Consider the following 18,426-nt stretch of genomic DNA (forward strand, 5'->3'; position numbering starts at 1 on the left):
GGCCCCGCGGCGCGCTCGCGCGCGACGGCTGCGGGGCTCTGCTCGGTCACGCCTCACGGTACCCCGCAGCGCACCCCCGGCCGGAACGGGCAGCGCCACCCGCGGAGCCGCGCACAGCCCCGCTGACCTGCACACCCGTCCCCGGGCAGCGTCATCGGACGTTCCGCGTGCGTTCTCCCACAGAATGCTGCACCCGACGTCGGAGTGCGGTTGTATGACAACAGGCCCGTGCACGGGCCGGAGGACCAAGGTCCCCCGGCGGCGCGAGAGCCCGACGCAAGGCTGGCACCGGACCGGCGGAGACCGCCGGGAGGACGACTGGGGAGCGCGCATGACCACGACGACGTCGGCAAGCAGCACGTGGCGGACCGGGAGCGGGGAGGCGATCGACTCCGAGACCCTGGCCCGGATCGACCAGTGGTGGCGGGCCGCGAACTACCTCTCCGTCGGCCAGATCTACCTGCTGGACAACCCGCTGCTGCGTGAGCCGCTGACCCGCGACCACGTGAAGCCGCGCCTGCTCGGCCACTGGGGCACCACGCCGGGCCTCAACTTCCTCTACGCGCACCTCAACCGCGMGATCAAGGAGCGCGAGCAGTCGACGATCTACGTGACCGGCCCCGGCCACGGCGGTCCGGGCCTGGTCGCCAGCGCCTACCTCGACGGCACGTACTCCGAGTACTACTCGGACATCACCGAGGACACCGAGGGCATCCACCGGCTGTTCCGGCAGTTCTCGTTCCCCGGCGGCATCCCCAGCCACGTGGCCCCCGAGACGCCGGGGTCGATCCACGAGGGCGGGGAGCTGGGCTACGCGCTCAGCCACGCGTACGGCGCCGCGTTCGACAACCCGGACCTGCTGGTCGCGACGGTCGTCGGCGACGGGGAGGCCGAGACCGGCCCGCTGGCCACCAGCTGGCACTCCAACAAGTTCGTCAACCCGGAGAAGGACGGGGTCGTCCTGCCGATCCTGCACCTCAACGGCTACAAGATCGCCAACCCCACCGTGCTGGCGCGCATCAGCGACCACGAGCTCGAGTCGCTCATGGTGGGCTACGGGCACAAGCCGCACATGTTCGTCGCGGGCTTCGACGACGAGACGCACGAGGACGTCCACCGCCGGTTCGCGACGCTGCTGGACGAGGTGCTCGACGAGATCGCGGAGATCAAGCGCAGCGCCCACGCGGGCAACGAGCAGCGACCGCAGTGGCCCATGATCGTGTTCCGCACCCCCAAGGGCTGGACCGGGCCGGACTACATCGACGGCAAGAAGACCACGGGCTCGTGGCGCGCCCACCAGGTGCCGCTGGCCAACGCCCGGGACACCCCCGAGCACCTCGACGTGCTGCGCCAGTGGCTGGAGTCGTACCGGGTCAACGAGCTGTTCGACGACGGCGGCCGGCTGCACGACGACATCCGGGAGCTCGCGCCCGCGGGCCACCTGCGGATGAGCGACAACCCCAACGCGAACGGCGGTGCGCTGCTCAAGGACCTGCGCCTGCCGGACTTCCGCAAGTACGCGGTCGACGTCCCGGTGCCGGCCGGCTCGATCAGCGAGGCCCCGCGCGTGCTGGGCGACTGGCTGACCGACGTGATCCGGCTCAACCCCGACAACTTCCGGATCTTCGGGCCGGACGAGACGGCGTCGAACCGGCTGCAGTCGGTGTTCGCGGTGACGGACAAGCAGTGGAACGCGGACTTCTTCGGGCCCGAGGTCGACGAGCACCTGGCCCGCGCGGGCCGGGTGCTCGAGATGCTCAGCGAGCACCAGTGCCAGGGCTGGCTCGAGGGGTACCTGCTGACCGGCCRCCACKGGCTGTTCAACTGCTACGAGGCGTTCATCCACATCATCGACTCGATGTTCAACCAGCACGCCAAGTGGCTGAAGGTCACCAACGACATCCCGTGGCGCCGGCCCATCGCGAGCCTGAACTACCTGCTGTCCAGCCACGTCTGGCGCCAGGACCACAACGGGTTCAGCCACCAGGACCCCGGGTTCATCGACCACGTGGTCAACAAGAAGGCCGACGTCATCCGGGTGTACCTGCCGCCGGACGCCAACACGCTCCTGTCGACGTACGACCACTGCCTGCGCAGCCGGCAGTACGTCAACGTCGTCGTCGCGGGCAAGCAGCCGGCGCCCAACTTCCTGACCATGGACCAGGCGATCGCGCACTGCACGCGCGGCCTGGGCATCTGGGACTGGGCGGGCACGGAGGTGCCGGGCGACAAGCCCGACGTCGTCCTGGGCTGCGCGGGCGACGTGCCCACGCTCGAGGTCCTGGCGGCGGCGGACATCCTGCGGCGCGAGCTGCCGGACCTCAAGGTGCGCGTGATCAACGTGGTCGACCTCATGCGGCTGCAGGACGCGCGGGAGCACCCGCACGGGCTGTCGGACGCGCAGTTCGACGGGCTCTTCACCGAGGACAAGCCGGTGATCTTCGCCTACCACGGGTACCCGTGGCTGATCCACCGGCTCACCTACCGCCGGCACGGGCACAACAACATCCACGTGCGCGGGTACAAGGAGGAGGGCACGACGACGACGCCGTTCGACATGGTCATGCTCAACGACCTCGACCGGTTCCACCTCGTCATCGACGTCATCGACAACGTGCCGCACCTGCGCACGGCCCAGGCCAACCTGCGGCAGAAGATGGTCGACGAGCGGCTGCGGGCCCGCGAGTACACGCGTGCGCACGGCGACGACCTGCCCGAGGTCCGCGACTGGGTGTGGCCCGACGCGCAGGACGCTGCGGACGAGGGACAGGTGGCCGCCACGATCGCGACGGGCGGCGACAACGAGTAGCAGGACGCAGGCCGTGGGGCGACGTCGCCCCACGGCACCGTTCGACCGTCCATCGTTCAGGAGAAGCCCACCGTGGCCCGCAGCATCTACGTGACCTCCCCCGAGGGGGACTCCGGCAAGTCCATGATCGCGCTCGGGCTGGTCGACCTCCTCGCTCGCACCGTCAAGCGGGTGGGGGTGTTCCGTCCGGTCGCCCGCTCGACGGACGTGCGCGACTACGTCCTCGAGCTGCTGCTGCAGCACGACGGCGTCGACCTGACGTACGACGAGTGCGTCGGGGTGACGTACCAGCAGGTCCTCGACGACCCCGAGCAGGCGCTCGCGCAGATCGTGTCGCGGTACCACGACGTCGAGCGGCGCTGCGACGCGGTCGTGGTCGTCGGCACCGACTACACCGACGTGGCGGGCCCGACGGAGCTGGCGTACAACGCCCGGATCGCGGCCAACCTGGGCGCACCCGTGGTGCTGGTCATCAATGGGGGCCATCGCAAGCCCGCGGTCGTCGCGCAGGTGGCGGACGTCGTGGTGACCGAGATGACGGCCAACCACGCCCAGGTGATCGCGGTGGTCGCCAACCGGTGCGCGCCGGGCACGGTCAGCGGCGTCCGCGACGCCCTCCGGGCCGGGACCGGGCTGCCCGCGTGGGCCGTCCCCGAGAACCCGCTGCTCACCGCGCCGACGGTCCGGCAGCTGACCGACGCCGTGCACGGCACGCTCATCGCGGGCGACGAGTCGCTGCTGTCGCGCGAGGTCCTCGACGTGCTGGTCGGCGCGATGTCCGTGGAGCACCTGCTGGGCCGGCTCGCCGACGGCGCGGTCGTCATCACCCCCGGCGACCGCTCGGACGTGCTGCTCGGGCTGCTGGTCGCACACCAGGCCGAGGGCTTCCCGTCGCTCGCGGGGATCATCCTCAACGGCGGCTTCCGGCCGGCTCCCCTGATCGCGCGGCTGGTCGAGGGCCTGGGCAGCAGGCTGCCGATCATCAGCACCGAGCTGGGCACGTTCCGGTCCGCGAGCGCGGCGGCGGACACCCACGGGAGCCTGACCGCGGACTCGCAGCGCAAGGTCGACACCGCGCTGTCGCTGTTCGAGCAGCACGTCGACGGCGCGGCGGTGCTGGCCGCGCTGGACGTCGAGCGGCCCGAGGTGGTCACGCCGCTCATGTTCGAGTTCGCGCTGCTGGACCGGGCGCGCGCCGACCGCAAGCACGTGGTGCTGCCCGAGGGCGGCGACGACCGGATCCTGCGCGCAGCGTCGACCCTGCTGCAGCGCGGCGTCGCCGACATCACGATCCTGGGCGAGGAGCCGGCCATCCGGGCCCGTGCGACCGAGCTGGGCCTGGACCTGGACGCCGCGTCGATCATCGACCCGCACGCCAAYGACCTGCTCGAGCGCTTCGCCGCCGAGTACACCGAGATGCGCAAGCACAAGGGCATGACCGTCGAGCGGGCGCGGGAGATCGTCACGTCGGTCTCGTACTTCGGCACGATGATGGTCCAGCTCGGGCTGGCCGACGGCATGGTCTCGGGGGCGGCGCACACCACGGCGCACACCATCAAGCCGTCGTTCGAGATCATCAAGACGGCGCCGGGCGTCTCCAGCGTGTCGAGCGCGTTCCTCATGTGCCTCGAGGACCGGGTGCTGGTCTACGCGGACTGCGCGGTGATCCCGGACCCGACGGCCGAGCAGCTGGCGGACATCGCGATCTCGTCGGCCGGCACCGCGGCGCAGTTCGGCATCGAGCCGCGGATCGCGATGCTGTCCTACTCCACGGGCGAGTCCGGCTCGGGTGCCGACGTGGAGAAGGTCCGGGCCGCGACCGCGCTGGTCCGCGAGCGCCGACCCGACCTGTCCGTGGAGGGCCCCATCCAGTACGACGCCGCCGTCGACGCCTCCGTGGCCAAGACGAAGATGCCGGACTCGGCGGTGGCCGGGCGGGCGACCGTGTTCGTCTTCCCCGACCTCAACACCGGCAACAACACCTACAAGGCCGTGCAGCGCTCCGCCGGCGCCGTTGCCATCGGCCCCGTCCTGCAGGGCCTGCGCAAGCCGGTCAACGACCTGTCGCGCGGCGCGCTGGTGCAGGACATCGTCAACACGGTCGCGATCACGGCCATCCAGGCGCAAGCGGAGGAGCCCTCGTGAACCCCACCAGCCCGCACACCGGGGCCGACGTGCTCGGCGCGCACGGCAGCGTGCTCGTCGTGAACTCGGGCTCGTCGTCCATCAAGTACCAGCTGGTCGACCCGGTCGCCGGCGAGGCGATCGCGTCCGGCATCGTCGAGCGGATCGGCGAGGACGAGGGCTCGGTCCGGCACACGTACGGCGGCAGCACGACCGAGCGCTCCGACCCGGTCGCCGACCACGGCGCGGGCCTGCGGGCGGTGCTGGCGCTCTTCGACGAGGTCGGGCCCGACCTCACGCAGGCGCACGTGGTCGCCGTCGGCCACCGGGTCGTGCACGGCGGCTCGGTGTTCGGCGCGCCCGTGATCGTGGACGACGCCGTCATCGCGCAGATCGACGCGCTGTCGCCGCTGGCGCCGCTGCACAACCCGCCCAACCTCACGGGCATCCAGGTGGCGCGCGAGCTCCTGCCCGACGTGCCGCACGTCGTCGTCTTCGACACCGCGTTCTTCCGCACCCTGCCCGACGCCGCCGCGACGTACGCGATCGACCGGGAGGTCGCCGAGGCGTACGGGGTCCGGCGCTACGGGTTCCACGGGACGTCGCACCAGTACGTGTCCGGCAAGGTCGCGCGCGTGCTGGGCCGGCGGCCCGAGGAGCTCAACCAGATCGTGCTCCACCTGGGCAACGGCGCCTCGGCGTCGGCCGTCCGCGGGGGCGTCGCCGTCGAGACGTCGATGGGCATGACGCCGCTGGAGGGACTGGTCATGGGCACCCGGTCCGGCGACATCGACGCGGCCGTGCTGATCCACCTGCAGCGCAACGCGGGGCTGTCGGTCGACGACGTCGACGACCTGCTGAACCGCCGCTCGGGGCTCAAGGGCCTCTCGGGCGAGAACGACTTCCGCGAGCTGCACAAGCTCGTCGAGGCCGGCGACGAGGGCGCCACGCTGGCGCTCGACGTGTACCTGCACCGGCTGCGCAAGTACATCGGCGCGTACCACGCGGTCCTGGGCAGGGTCGACGTCATCACGTTCACCGCCGGCGTCGGGGAGAACGACGACATCGTCCGCGCCCGCGCGCTCGAGGGGCTCGAAGCCCTGGGGATCGCGGTCGACCCGGAGCGCAACGCGGGGCGCAAGAAGGAGCCGACGATCATCTCCCCGGACTGGACCAGCACCCTGGTCATGGTCGTGCCGACCAACGAAGAGCTCGCGATCGCGCGCCAGGCGGTCGCCACGATCGAGGCAGCCGGCTTCGAGGGCACCAGCGACGAGTCGGACCCGGCGCCGGCCGCGGCGGGCCACGCCTGACGGGCTACGGCAGGCGGAACGCCTTCATCGCCCGCAGCGCCCCGGTGTAGACCCGCGGCCACGTCTCGGTCCCCAGGTCGAAGAGCCGGTGCAGGCCGACGCCGGGCCCGCCCAGGATGCCGTGCACGCCGTGCTGGACGGCCACCGTCTGCAACCGGGTGGTCTCCCACAGGCCCTCGCGCCCGTGCCGGCTGCCGATGCCCGACGCGCCGACCCCGCCCTGCGGGGCACCGACGGCACCCCACGTGGCGACGTAGCCCTCGTTGACGTTCACGGACCCGGAGCGCACGCGCGCCGCCAGCGCCGCGCCCCGGCGGGTGTCCGCGGTCCACACGCTGGCGTTGAGACCGAACTCGGTGTCGTTCATGGCGGCGATCGCCTCGTCGTCGGAGGCCACCCGGTAGATGGCCACCACCGGGCCGAACGTCTCCTCGCGGGCCAGCCGCGCCTCGTTCGGGACGTCCGTCAGGATCGTGGGCTCGTAGAACCAGGGGCCCAGGTCGCTGCGGTGCACCCCGCCCGCCAGCACGGTCGCGCCGTGCCCGACGGCGTCCTCGACGTGCTCGACCACCGTGGCCAGCTGCGACGCCGACGTGAGCGAGCCGACGTCCGACCGGTAGTCCAGCCCGGACCCGAGCCGCAGTGCGCGCGTGCGCCGGACGAAGGCCGCGGTGAACGCCTCGGCCACGTCCTCGTGCACGTAGATCCGCTCGATGCTCACGCAGACCTGGCCGGTGCCGACGAAGCACGCCCGCACCGCTCCCTCGGCGGCGACCTCGACGTCGACGTCCTCGGCCACGTACATCGGGTTCTTGCCGCCCAGCTCGAGGGTGGCCGGCACCAGCCGCTGCCCCGCCTGCGCGGCCACGATCCGGCCCGTGCGGGTCGACCCGGTGAAGCTGACGTGGTCGACGTGCTCGATGACCGCGGCGCCGACCGTCGGACCGTCACCCACGACGACCTGGAGCAGCCCGTCGGGGAGCCCGGCCTCCTCCAGCAGCTCCGCGGCCCACAGCGACGTGAGCGCGGTCTGCGGGTCGGGCCGCAGGATGACGGCGTTGCCGGCGACCAGCGCGGGCAGGACGTCGCCGATCGTGAGGGTCAGCGGGAAGTTCCAGGGTGCGATGATCCCGACGACGCCGACGGGGTGCCGCTGCACGCGCGTGGTCGTCAGGCCGGGGATCAGGCTCGGGACCCGGCGGGGGGCGAGGTAGCGGCCGGCGCGCACGGCGTAGTGCCGCGACACGTTGGCGATGTCGCAGACCTCCTCGAACGCCGAGACCCGCGCCTTGCCGGCCTCGATCTGGATGAGGTCGAGCACGTCGCTCTGCCGCTCGAGCACGAGGTCGTGCACGCGGGACAGGACGGCGGTCCGGTCCCGCAGCGGACGCGCGGCCCACAGCCGCTGGGCGGCCCGGGCCACCTTGGCGGCGCGCGCGACGTCGTCCGGCGTGGACAGCGGGATCGCGGCGATCGGCCCACCCGTGAACGGCGCGTGCGACGTGAACACGGCCGCGCCGGGAGACGCGACGACGCGCCTCAGCAGCGGGCGGACGTCGTCCGGCTCGAGCACGTACGTCGCGAGCGGGTCGGTCTCGGGGTCGTGCAGCTCTGTGTGTCCCGGGTCGTGCGCCATAGGGCGAGGGTACGCGCGGCGGCTGGGGAAAACCGGCCGCCACGGCCCCCGCGCGAGTCGCGACTACACGCCGAGGGTCTGGGCCACGTCCGCGTGCAGCAGGCCGATGACCGCCGCCCGCCCCTCTGCCGCCGACGGAGCCGCGAGCGCGGCGRCCGCCATGGTCGCGCACTCCGCGGTCGTGTGGTGCCGCAGCGCGTACCGGACCGCGGGGACGGCACCCGCCGACATCGACAGGCTGGTCACCCCGAGCCCCACGAGCACCAGCGCGAGCACGGGGTCCGACGCCGACTCGCCGCACACCCCGACGGGCTTGCGCGCCCGCCGGCCGGCCTGCGCCGTGGCGTCGACCAGGTCGAGCACGGCGGGCTGCCACGGGTCCAGCAGGTCCGCCAGCTCGCCACGGAGGCGGTCGGTGGCCATCGTGTACTGGGCCAGGTCGTTGGTGCCCAGGGAGACGAAGTCGACCTCGGCGAGGATCTCGTCGGCGCGCAGGGCAGCCGCGGGCACCTCGATCATCACGCCCACCGTGGCGACGCCGGCGTCGCGCGCCCGGGTCGCGAACGCGCGGGCCTCCGCGGCGGTCGCGATCATCGGCGCCATGACCCACGGCGTCGTCCCGGTCTCGGCCTGAGCCGTGGCCAGCGCGCCGAGCTGCGTGTCGAGCAGCTCGGGGTGGGTACGGACCAGCCGGTACCCACGGACGCCCAGGGCGGGGTTCTCCTCGTCCGGCTGGGTGGCGAAGGCCAGGGGCTTGTCGGYGCCGGCGTCGAGCGTGCGGACCACGACCTTGCGGTCGCCGAACGAGCGCAGCACCTTCGCGTAGACCGCCGCCTGCGCGCCGTGCGCCGGGGCCGTGGTGCTCTCCAGGAACAGCACCTCGGTGCGGAACAGGCCGACGCCCTCGACCGCGCCGCCGGAGACGCGCGCGGCATCCTCCGCCGTCCCGATGTTGGCCAGCAGCGCCACCGCGTGCCCGTCCGCGGTGCCGCCGGGGTCGGTGTCCGACTCCAGCGCAGTCTCCACGGCGGCCCGACGGTCGAGCTCGGCGCGCAGCTCGTCGTCCGGGTCGACGGTCAGGGTGCCGTCCCCCGCGTCGACAGCCACGACGGTCCCGTCGGCCAGACCGGTCGCGCCGGCCACGCGCACGATGCACGGCAGTCCCAGCTGCCCGGCGATGATCGCGGTGTGGCCGGTCGGGCCGCCCAGCTCCGTGACGATCGCGAGCACGTTGGCCAGGTCCAGCGCGGCGGTGTCGGCCGGCGCCAGGTCCTTCGCGACGACCACCGAGGGCCGGTCCAGGGACGGCACCCCGGGCGCCGGCAGCCCCATCGCCTYCGCCACGACGCGGTCCCGCACCGAGCGCAGGTCGGTGACCCGCTCGGCGAGGTAGCCGCCGGCCTGCTGGAACATCGTCGCGAACATCTCGACGACGCCGTCGATCGCGCTGACCACCGGCTCGCCCGCATCGATGCGCGTGAGCACGCCGCTGCGCAGCGCCTTGTCGTCGGCCATCTGCGCCGTCGCCGCGAGGACGTCCTTCACCGTGCCCGTGGACCGCGCCGACTGCTCCCGCAGCGCCACGGCCACCTCGGTGAAGGCGGACTCGACCACGGCGTGCGCGGTCGCGGTGTCGGCCGGGACGCCGTCGACCAGCAGGGGCGCGTCGGGCTCGACGTGGGGCGCGGGCCGCACCTGCGCGACGGGTCCGACGATCGCCCGTCGTCCGACGCCGACGCCCTGGAGCACGTGCGGGGCGCCGACTGCGGGGGCGGTCATGAYGCCTCCTCCGCGTCCAGGTCGGTGGCCAGCAGGTCGACCAGGCCGTCGAGCGCCGCGTCGGCGTCGTCCCCCTCGGCGGAGAGCGTGACCTCCTCGCCGCTGGGGACTCCGAGCGACATGACGAACAGGATGCTGCCGGCGTCGACCGGCTCACCGCCCGGCCGGGCGATGGTGACCGGCAGCCCGGTCTCGGCGACGGCCTGGGTGAAGAGCATCGCGGGGCGGGCGTGCAGGCCGACGCGGGAGGCGACGACGACGGTGCGAGAAGGCATGACGATCTCCGATCTGGGGCCGGCGACGATGCCGGGCGAGGGACGGGTCAGGCGGCCGTGGCGACGAGCGCCTGGGCGTCCGCCTCCTGCTCGGCCTGGACGAACTCGTTGGTGCGGGCGCTCTTGAGGGCGATCACCAGCCCCGCGGAGATGACGGTGCCGACCGCGACCGCCATGAGGAACCCGAGGGGGCTCGAGATGAGYGGCAGCACCCAGATGCCACCGTGGGGAGCACGCTGGGCGGAGCCGACCGACATGACGAGGGCACCGGTCACGCTGGAGCCGACGAGCGAGGAGACGATCACGCGCCACGGGTCGGCGGCGGCGAACGGGATCGCGCCCTCCGAGATGAAGGACAGGCCGAGGAGCACGGCCGCCTTGCCGTTCTCCCGCTCGGCGTGCGTGAACAGCTGCTTGCGGACGAACGTCGCCAGCGCCATGGCCAGGGGTGCGACCATGCCGGCCGCCATGACCGTGGCCATGATCCGGTACTGCACCGCGTCGGTGGCCAGGCCCTGGGTGGCCAGGCCCGTCACCGCGAACGTGTAGGCGACCTTGTTGATCGGACCGCCGAGGTCGAAGCCCATCATCGCGCCGAGCAGGGCGCCGAGCAGGACGAGGTTGGAGCCCGACAGCCCATTCAGCCAGCTGCTCAGCCCGTTCATCAGGCTCGCGATCGGCTGCCCGATGAGCACGATCATGATGAGCCCGACGACGAAGGTCGACAGCAGCGGGATGACCACCACGGGCATCACGCCGCGCACGCCCTTCGGCACCTTCCAGCGGCTGATCCACAGCGCCAGGAACCCGGCCAGGAAGCCGGTGACCAGGCCACCCAGGAAGCCGGCGCCGACGGCCACGGACACCGCACCACCGACGATGCCGGGGACGAGCCCGGGCCGGTCGGCGATGGCGTACGCGATGAATCCGGACAGGATCGGCACGAGGAAGCCGAACGCGAGCGCCCCGATCTGGAACAGGAGCGCGGCCCAGTCCATGCCGCTGGTGACGGAGAAGTCGTTCAGCAGGTGCGTCAGCGGGACGGCTGTCACGGCGACGACGCCGTCGCTGCCCCCCGCGAACTGGGCGACCATGAAGCCCAGCGCGATCAGGATCCCGCCGGCGGCGACGAACGGGATCATGTACGAGACACCCGTCATCAACCACTGGCGGATCCTCGTGCCGACGCCCGCGTTCCTGTCGACCTTCGTCGCGAGGCCCGTCGGTGCGGCAGGGGCACCCGCGGGGACCCCCGCCTCGACCGCGGCGACCGCCGCGGCGATGACGCCGGGGGCGTCGTGCACCGCCTTCTTCACGCCGACGTCGACGAACGGCTTGCCGGCGAAGCGCTGCTTGTCCTTGACCTCGAGGTCGGCGGCGTAGATGACGCCGTCGGCCGCGGCGATGATCGCCGGGTCGAGCGGGGTGGAGCCCGCGGCGCCCTGGGTCTCGACGTGGACCTCGTGCCCGGCGGCCTTGCCGGACTGCTCGAGGGCCTCGGCGGCCATGTAGGTGTGCGCGATGCCCGTCGGGCAGCTGGAGACGGCGACGAACTTCATGAGGGGACGACCTCTCGGGTGACGATGTCGGCGACGGTTGCTGCGTCGCCTGCGTCCTTGAGCGAGGTGCGGAAGGACTCGTGGACCAGGCGGCGGGCGAGCGCCGCGAGGATCTTGAGGTGGTCGCCGTCCCCCTCGGTGGGGGCGGCGATGAGGAAGATCAGGGTCGCGGGACCGTCGGGGGCACCGAAGTCGACCCCGGCGGCGACCTTGCCGACCGCCAGGCTGGGCGCGGTGACGAAGCTCGACCGGGCGTGCGGCAGTCCGATCCCTCCGGGCATGCCCGTGGCCATCTGCGCCTCGCGGGCCCGCACATCGGCGTGGAACCCGGCGGCGTCGGTCACGCGGCCGGCCGCGAACAGGAGGTCGATCAGCTGGCGGGTCGCGTCGTCGCGGTCCGTGGCGACCAGGTCGACGGCGACCAGGTCCGGGGTGATCAGAGGGGTGCTCACGTCACAGCTCCTTCAGTGCGAGTCGGGGATCGGGCTTGTGCACGACCCGGACGGCGTCCAGGTCGATGTCGGTGGGATCGGGCACTGYGGTGCCGGGCAGCAGCACGGCCGCCCGACCGAAGGCGACCGCGGTCCGGAGGCGGTCGCCGCCGGATCCGTCGGCGGCGAGGAAGCCGGCGAGTGTCGAGTCGCCGGCGCCGACCGTGGACAAGGGGACGACGGGCGTGCCGCCGGCCCACCAGACGTCGTCGGCGACGACGAGCATCGCGCCGTGCGCCCCGAGGCTGACCAGGACGGCACGGTTGCCGGCGGCGAGGACCTCGTGCGAGGCGTCGACGACGTCGCCGACGGTGATCAGCTCTCGACCGACCAGCTCGGCGAGCTCCTCGTCGTTGGGCTTGACCAGCGTCAGCCCGCCGGAGCGGACCGCCCGGGCCAGCGGCACGCCCGAGGTGTCGAGCGCGAACGGGACGGCGTAGCGGGCGGCGAGGCCGGCCAGCTGGACGAAGAACGTCTCACCGGCGCCGAGCGGCAGGCTCCCGGCGCCGACCAGGGCCCGCGGGCGCGTCGCCAGCTGCACCTCGACGGCGGCCAGCAGCGCGTCGACCTCGTCGGGCGTCAGCTTCGGGCCGGGGGCGTTGACCTTGGTCGTGGCGCCGCCGCGCTCGACCAGCGTGAGGTTGGTGCGGGTGTCGCCGTGGACCGGGACCGCGACCGCGGGGACGTCGTGCTCGTCGAGCAGCTCGACCAGCCGGCGACCGTCCGCCCCGCCCGTGGGCAGCACCGCGACGGACTCGATGCCGTGGCGGACCAGCACGCGGGAGACGTTGATGCCCTTGCCGCCGGGGTGGACGTGGGCGCGGTCGGCGCGGTTGACCTCGCCCAGCTCGAGCCGGTCGAGCTCGAGCGCCCGGTCCAGGCTCGGGTTGGGGGTCAGGGTGACGATCATGCGGTCACCACCCGCGGGCCGGCGGTCTCGAGCTCGTCGACGAGCTCGGGCTCCGCGCCGCTGTCCGTGATCACGGTGTCGATCGCGCTGAGCGGGACCACGTGGGCGAACTCGACGCGGCCGATCTTCGAGTGGTCGGTGAGGACGACCGTCCGGCGGGCGTTGGCGACCAGCGCCCGCTTCACCGCGGCCTCCGCCAGGTCGGGGGTGGTCAGGCCGTGCTCGACGCTCAGTCCGTTGGTGCCCAGGAACGCGACGTCGGCGTGGATGTCGGCGAGCTCCCGCTCGGCCCACGTGCCCACCGCCGCCAGCGTCCGGCCGCGGACGGTGCCGCCGACGAGGTGCAGGGTGATGCCGGGCCGCATGGCCAGCACCATCGCGACGGGCAGGGCGTGCGTGACCACGGTGAGCTCCCGGTCGAGCGGGATCAGCTCGGCGAGGCGGACCGTCGTGGTGCCGGCGTCGAGGATGACCGCGCCGCCGTCGGGGAGCTCGTCGAGCGCCGCCTTGGCGATCCGCTCCTTCTCCCCCGCGAACTTCGCCTCGCGGTCGGCGATGCCGGGCTCGAAGCCCAGCCGCTCGACGGGGATGGCTCCCCCGTGCACCCGGCGCACGAGGCCGTGGCGCTCGAGGACCGTGAGGTCCCGACGGATGGTCTCGGGAGTGACGTCCAGCTCCTCGGCCAACCGGTTGACGTCGACCCTGCCGTCGGCGCGTGCCGTGGCGAGGATCTGTTGGTGCCGCTCCGGTGCGTACACATCGACTCCGTCGTCCGCTGCGCCGACCCTGTCGTCGGCGTCCAGTGGCTCCAGAGTGCTCCTCGTCACTCGGCGATGTCAAGCCATTCGGACAAATTCGGCGCCAAACAGATGTTGATATGGGCATCATCGCTGGTCCCCGCTTGAAAGTTCCTCAGTAAACGGACACGCAAAGACGCCCGGGTGCGCCCGTTTGAGGGCGCCTCCGGGCGTCGGGGTGGTGCGGGTCAGTGCGGCTGGTACGGGCTGACGACGACCTCGACCCGCTGGAACTCCTTGAGGTCCGAGTAGCCCGTGGTGGCCATCGCGCGCTTGAGGGCGCCGATGAGGTTGAGGGTGCCGTCGGCGGTGTGGCCCGGGCCGAACAGGATCTGCTCGAGCGAGCCGGCGGTGCCCACCTCGACGCGCTCCCCGCGGGGCAGCTGCGGGTGGTGCGCCTCGGGGCCCCAGTGCCAGCCGCGGCCGGGGGCCTCGGTGGCCCGCGCCAGTGCCGCGCCGAGCATGACCGCGTCCGCGCCGCACGCGACCGCCTTCACCAGGTCGCCGGACCGCCCGACGCCCCCGTCGGCGATGACGTGCACGTACCGCCCGCCCGACTCGTCGAGGTAGTCCCGACGGGCCGCCGCGACGTCGGCCACGGCCGAGGCCATCGGCGCGTGGATTCCGAGCGAGAGGCGCGTCGTGTGCGCGGCGCCGCCGCCGAACCCGACGAGCACGCCCGCCGCGCCCGTGCGCATGAGGTGCAGGGCGGCGGTGTAGGTGGAGGCCCCGCCGACGATCACGGGGACGTCGAGCTCGTAGATGAACCGCTTGAGGTTGAGGGGCTCGGCGCGTCCCGAGACGTGCTCCGCGGACACCGTCGTGCCGCGGATGACGAACAGGTCGACGCCGGCGTCGACGACCGTGCGCCAGAACTCGTTGGTGCGCTGGGGCGAGAGCGCGCCGGCCACCGTGACGCCGGCGGCGCGGATCTCCTTGAGACGGGCCGTGATCAGCTCGGGCTGGATGGGAGCCGCGTAGATCTCCTGCATCCGGGCCGTGGCGCGCGCGCTGTCGAACGTCGCGATCTCCGCGAGCAGCGGCACCGGGTCCTCGTAGCGCGTCCACAGCCCCTCGAGGTCGAGCACCCCGAGCCCGCCGGCCTGCCCGAGCGCGACGGCGGTGGCCGGGCTCATCACCGAGTCCATCGGCGCCGCGATGATTGGCAGGTCGAAGTGGTAGGCGTCGATCTGCCAGCCGACCGAGACCTCCTCGGGGTCGCGGGTCCGCCTCGACGGGACGACCGCGACGTCGTCGAAGGAGTAGGCCCGACGTCCGCGCTTGCCGCGGCCGATCTCGATCTCGTTGCTCACCGGACCAGGCTACCGGGGCCAGGTCCTGCGCCGGCGCAGCCGGTGTCCGATCTGCGGCACGCGGGCTGCCCTCCCCGCCCGTGTCAGTGCCCGATGTCATCCTGGCCACGCACGACACGACCGAAGGACGAGAGCGGGACACGATGAGCTGGACAGACGGGCCACTGCTCGGCTTCGACACCGAGACCACGGGTGTCGACGTCGACAACGACCGCATCGTCACCGCCGCGCTCGTGCGTCGCGACGAGTCCGGCACGCACGTCCGCAGCTGGCTCATCAACCCCGGCGTCGAGATCCCCGAGGCCGCCGCCGCCATCCACGGCGTGAGCACCGACMACGCGCGACAGCACGGCCGCCCGCCCCGCGAGGTGCTCGAGGAGATCGCGACCGAGCTGGCGGAGGCCTTCCGCGGCGGTGTGCCCGTCGTCGCCTACAACGCGACCTTCGACCTCTGCCTGCTCGATGCGGAGCTGCGCCGGCACCGCCTCAAGACCCTCCCCGACCGCCTGTGCAGCGACGCCCGCCCGGTGATCGACCCGCTCGTGCTCGACCGCGCCGAGGACCAGTTCCGCCGCGGCAAGCGCAAGCTCGTCGACCTGTGCGGCTACTACCAGGTGGTGGAGTCGGGCAACCTGCACACCGCCGACGTCGACGTCGTCGCCACCCTCGACGTGCTCGAGCGCATCATCGGGCGGTTCCCGCACCTGGCCTCGCTCGACCTGGACACGCTGCACGAGTACCAGTCGACCGCGTACCAGGCGTGGGCCGAGGGCTTCAACGCCTGGCGCGCTGAGCAGGGCTTCGACGGCCCGGGCGCGTCCGACGTCTGGCCCACCCGGGAGCCCGTCGGCACGCTCTGGTGAGAGCCTCGTCATATCGCGGCTGAGTTCGCCGAGAGGCCGTCGCGCCGGGTCTGACCGATTCGATGGCGCGGATCACAGTGGCGATATCTCATCCATGAGTTAGCGTCATCCTCATGACCACGACGACCACCCCGGTCCCGACCAGCACTGGTTCCCTCCCGATCGTCATGGAGGACCAGCTCGCGCACGTCGGCTCCCTCGTCCGCTCGGCCCGGCAGCACCGCGGGCTGACGCAGGCCCAGCTGGCGGAGCGCCTGGCCACCAGCCAGTCGGCGATCCACCGCATCGAGCAGGGCGCCCAGAACGTCAGCCTCGAGATGCTCACCCGGATCGGCGCGGCGCTGGACTCCCCCATCGTGACGCTCGGCGGCCCGCAGCGGACCCACCTGCGCGTGCAGGGCGGCCAGACCCTGAGCGGCCGGATCGACGTCAACACCAGCAAGAACGGCGCCGTCGCGCTGCTGTGCGCGTCCCTGCTCAACCGCGGCACCACGCGGCTGCGTAACGTCGCCCGGATCGTCGAGGTCGACCGGATCGTCGAGGTCCTGCGCTCGGTCGGCGTCCGCGCCGTCTGGTCCACGGACGGCCGCGACCTGGAGATCGTGGTGCCCGAGCACCTGCAGCTCGACGCGATCGACGTCGATGCGGCGCGCCGCACGCGGTCGATCATCATGTTCCTCGGCCCGCTGCTGGGCCTCGAGGACGAGTTCCGGCTGCCGTACGCGGGCGGCTGCGACCTGGGGACGCGGACCGTCGAGCCGCACCTGATCGGCCTGCGCCCGTTCGGCCTCGAGGTCACCGCGACGGCCGGCGACTACCACGGCCTGGTCAGCCGCGGCGGCGCGAGGGACCTCGCGGTGGTGCTCACCGAGCGCGGCGACACCGTCACCGAGAACGTCATCATGGCGGCCGCCCGGCGCGAGGGCGTCACCACCATCCGCAACGCGAGCCCCAACTACATGGTCCAGGACCTGTGCTTCTACCTGGAGCTGCTCGGCGTCCGGATCGACGGCATCGGCACCACGACCCTGCGGGTCCACGGCGTCGCCCAGATCGACGCGGACGTCGAGTACGCCGTCTCCGAGGACCCGGTCGAGGCGATGAGCCTGCTCACCGCGGGGATCGTGACCGGCTCGGAGATCACGGTCGGCCGCGTGCCGATCGAGTTCATGGAGATCGAGCTGGCGACGCTGGCCGAGATGGGGCTGCGCTACACGCTCTCCGACGAGTACGCCGCCGCCAACGGCCGCACCCGGCTCGTCGACGTCACCGTGCACCCGAGCGACCTGCGCGCGCCGATCGACAAGATCCACCCCATGCCGTTCCCGGGGCTGAACATCGACAACCTGCCGTTCTTCGCGGCGATCGCGGCCTGCGCCGAGGGCACCACGCTGATCCACGACTGGGTGTACGAGGGGCGGGCCATCCACCTCACCGACCTCACCCGCCTCGGCGCTGACGTCCGGCTCCTCGACGCCCACCGCCTGCAGGTCACCGGCCCCACCCACTGGTCGGGGGCCGAGGTCTCGTGCCCGCCGGCCCTGCGCCCCGCGGTCGTCATCCTGCTCGCGATGCTGGCCGCCAAGGGCACGTCCGTCCTGCGCGACGTCGACATCATCGCCCGGGGCTACGAGCAGCTGCAGGACCGCCTGGTGGAGCTGGGCGCCCAGATCGAGACGTTCCGCGACTAGCGCGCCGCGCCGTTCGGGTCCCGTTCCTCCTCCGCCATCGCGGCCCTGATGGCGTTCGCGTTCACGTCGAGCTCTGCTCGCGCGGGGTTCGATCCCCACCGGGCGCCGATCGTGAACCCGTCGCCGTGCCAGCGCGGAAAGACGTGCAGGTGCGCGTGGAAGACCTCTTGGAAGGCCGCCTCAYCGTCGGCGTAGAAGAGGTTGATCCCGTCGCTGCGGAGCTGGCTCTGTCGTAGCGCCGCGGCGACGCTCCTGGCCACGGCGAGCATCTCTGTGGCGACCGCGTCCGGTAGGTCTGCCAGAGCGGGCAGGTGCGCCTTCGGGATCACCAGGACATGACCCGGCGTCACGGGATCGACGTCCATGAAGGCGAGCGTGGTCAGCGACTCCGCCACCCGGCTGGCTGCCAGCTCGCCGCTCACGATCCGGCAGAACACGCAGCTGATCGACTCGCTCACCCTGCGGATGCTCGCAGACTCGCGGGACGGCCGCAGCAGCGAATGCGCGAAGACCGCCGACGGCCCTGCCCAGCCGGCGACCAGCCCCCACACGGCATCCACGACGGACGGGGGCCCGAGTAGGGCCGGACCTGTCTACCCGCCTCGGTCTTGGGTGGCTTGGTGGAGTGGTTGGCCGTGGCGGTCGGTGAAGTGCCATGGGCCGGTGGGGTGGTGGGTGATCTCGATGCCGCGGTCGTGGACGATCTCGTGGTGGTGCTAGCACAGCAGGCAGCCGGTGTGGACGTCGGTGGTGCCGTTGTCGCGGTGCCAGTGCTGGGTGTGGTGGATCTCGGACATGGCGGGTGGGGCGTCGCAGCCGGGGTATTGGCAGTGGCGGTCGCGGGCGATGATGGCGCGGCGTTTGGG

General features: G+C 72.6%; 15 protein-coding genes. 6 read left to right on the forward strand and 9 right to left on the reverse strand.

Annotation, left to right across the window (positions count from 1 at the left end; genetic code table 11):
* The first annotated feature begins 331 nt into the window (after positions 1–331).
* From ACXJKG_RS10320 to ACXJKG_RS10330, 3 genes are all read left to right on the forward strand, one after another.
* On the forward strand, positions 332–2,809 hold the full coding sequence (locus ACXJKG_RS10320) for a phosphoketolase family protein (protein WP_456845675.1): 2,478 nt from the start codon (positions 332–334) through the stop codon (positions 2,807–2,809).
* A gap of 72 nt (positions 2,810–2,881) precedes the next feature.
* A complete protein-coding gene (gene pta / locus ACXJKG_RS10325) occupies positions 2,882–4,954 on the forward strand; it encodes a phosphate acetyltransferase (protein ID WP_456845676.1) in 2,073 nt (690 codons plus the stop codon).
* The gene (locus ACXJKG_RS10330) at positions 4,951–6,246 is read left to right on the forward strand and encodes an acetate/propionate family kinase (protein ID WP_456845677.1); all 1,296 of its coding nucleotides are present in this window, start codon (positions 4,951–4,953) and stop codon (positions 6,244–6,246) included. The genes pta and ACXJKG_RS10330 overlap by 4 nt, the downstream gene beginning before the upstream one ends.
* A gap of 4 nt (positions 6,247–6,250) precedes the next feature.
* Here ACXJKG_RS10330 and ACXJKG_RS10335 read toward each other — a convergent pair whose 3' ends face one another.
* The 8 genes from ACXJKG_RS10335 to ACXJKG_RS10370 all read right to left on the reverse strand — a co-directional run bounded on the left by ACXJKG_RS10335 (position 6,251) and on the right by ACXJKG_RS10370 (position 15,006).
* Positions 6,251–7,882: a succinic semialdehyde dehydrogenase gene (locus tag ACXJKG_RS10335; RefSeq protein WP_456845678.1), complete on the reverse strand. Its 1,632-nt coding sequence runs from the start codon at positions 7,880–7,882 to the stop codon at positions 6,251–6,253.
* A 63-nt stretch (positions 7,883–7,945) separates the two neighbouring features.
* Positions 7,946–9,661: a phosphoenolpyruvate--protein phosphotransferase gene (gene ptsP, locus ACXJKG_RS10340; protein WP_456845679.1), complete on the reverse strand. Its 1,716-nt coding sequence runs from the start codon at positions 9,659–9,661 to the stop codon at positions 7,946–7,948.
* Positions 9,658–9,936: an HPr family phosphocarrier protein gene (locus ACXJKG_RS10345; protein WP_456845680.1), complete on the reverse strand. Its 279-nt coding sequence runs from the start codon at positions 9,934–9,936 to the stop codon at positions 9,658–9,660. Before ACXJKG_RS10345 ends, ptsP begins: the two co-directional genes overlap by 4 nt.
* 47 nt (positions 9,937–9,983) lie before the next feature.
* Complete coding sequence (locus ACXJKG_RS10350) at positions 9,984–11,495, reverse strand: PTS fructose transporter subunit IIC (RefSeq protein ID WP_456845681.1); 1,512 nt, start codon at positions 11,493–11,495, stop codon at positions 9,984–9,986.
* Positions 11,492–11,947: a PTS sugar transporter subunit IIA gene (locus ACXJKG_RS10355; RefSeq protein WP_456845682.1), complete on the reverse strand. Its 456-nt coding sequence runs from the start codon at positions 11,945–11,947 to the stop codon at positions 11,492–11,494. The genes ACXJKG_RS10350 and ACXJKG_RS10355 overlap by 4 nt, the downstream gene beginning before the upstream one ends.
* Before the next feature lies 1 nt (position 11,948).
* Complete coding sequence (gene pfkB / locus ACXJKG_RS10360; protein WP_456845683.1) at positions 11,949–12,896, reverse strand: 1-phosphofructokinase; 948 nt, start codon at positions 12,894–12,896, stop codon at positions 11,949–11,951.
* Positions 12,893–13,654: a DeoR/GlpR family DNA-binding transcription regulator gene (locus ACXJKG_RS10365; protein ID WP_456845684.1), complete on the reverse strand. Its 762-nt coding sequence runs from the start codon at positions 13,652–13,654 to the stop codon at positions 12,893–12,895. Before ACXJKG_RS10365 ends, pfkB begins: the two co-directional genes overlap by 4 nt.
* 227 nt (positions 13,655–13,881) lie before the next feature.
* Positions 13,882–15,006 carry a GuaB3 family IMP dehydrogenase-related protein gene (locus ACXJKG_RS10370; protein WP_456845685.1) on the reverse strand — a complete coding sequence of 375 codons (1,125 nt, stop codon included), beginning with the start codon at positions 15,004–15,006 and terminating at the stop codon, positions 13,882–13,884.
* Positions 15,007–15,149: 143 nt separating this feature from the next.
* On the opposite strand from ACXJKG_RS10370, the gene ACXJKG_RS10375 reads away from it, so the two are divergent.
* Positions 15,150–15,869, forward strand: a complete 720-nt coding sequence (locus tag ACXJKG_RS10375) for an exonuclease domain-containing protein (RefSeq protein WP_456845686.1) — start codon at positions 15,150–15,152, stop codon at positions 15,867–15,869.
* Positions 15,870–16,036: 167 nt separating this feature from the next.
* Positions 16,037–17,560: a helix-turn-helix domain-containing protein gene (locus tag ACXJKG_RS10380; protein WP_456845689.1), complete on the forward strand. Its 1,524-nt coding sequence runs from the start codon at positions 16,037–16,039 to the stop codon at positions 17,558–17,560.
* Here ACXJKG_RS10380 and ACXJKG_RS10385 read toward each other — a convergent pair.
* The gene (locus ACXJKG_RS10385) at positions 17,557–18,111 is read right to left on the reverse strand and encodes an HIT family protein (protein WP_456845687.1); all 555 of its coding nucleotides are present in this window, start codon (positions 18,109–18,111) and stop codon (positions 17,557–17,559) included. The two genes, ACXJKG_RS10380 and ACXJKG_RS10385, sit on opposite strands and share 4 nt — an antisense overlap.
* Before the next feature lie 69 nt (positions 18,112–18,180).
* Here ACXJKG_RS10385 and ACXJKG_RS10390 point away from each other — a divergent pair.
* Positions 18,181–18,426: hypothetical protein (locus ACXJKG_RS10390; RefSeq protein WP_456845688.1), on the forward strand; the 246-nt coding region annotated here is incomplete at its 3' end.

It is taken from the genome of Cellulomonas sp. P5_C6, assembly GCF_054049635.1.

Bases quoted from the DNA above. Each gene is read 5' to 3' on its own strand.
- ACXJKG_RS10335 (WP_456845678.1), bottom strand. From the start codon at position 7,882: ATGGCGCACGACCCGGGACACACAGAGCTGCACGACCCCGAGACCGAC.
- ACXJKG_RS10380 (WP_456845689.1), top strand. From the start codon at position 16,037: ATGGAGGACCAGCTCGCGCACGTCGGCTCCCTCGTCCGCTCGGCCCGG.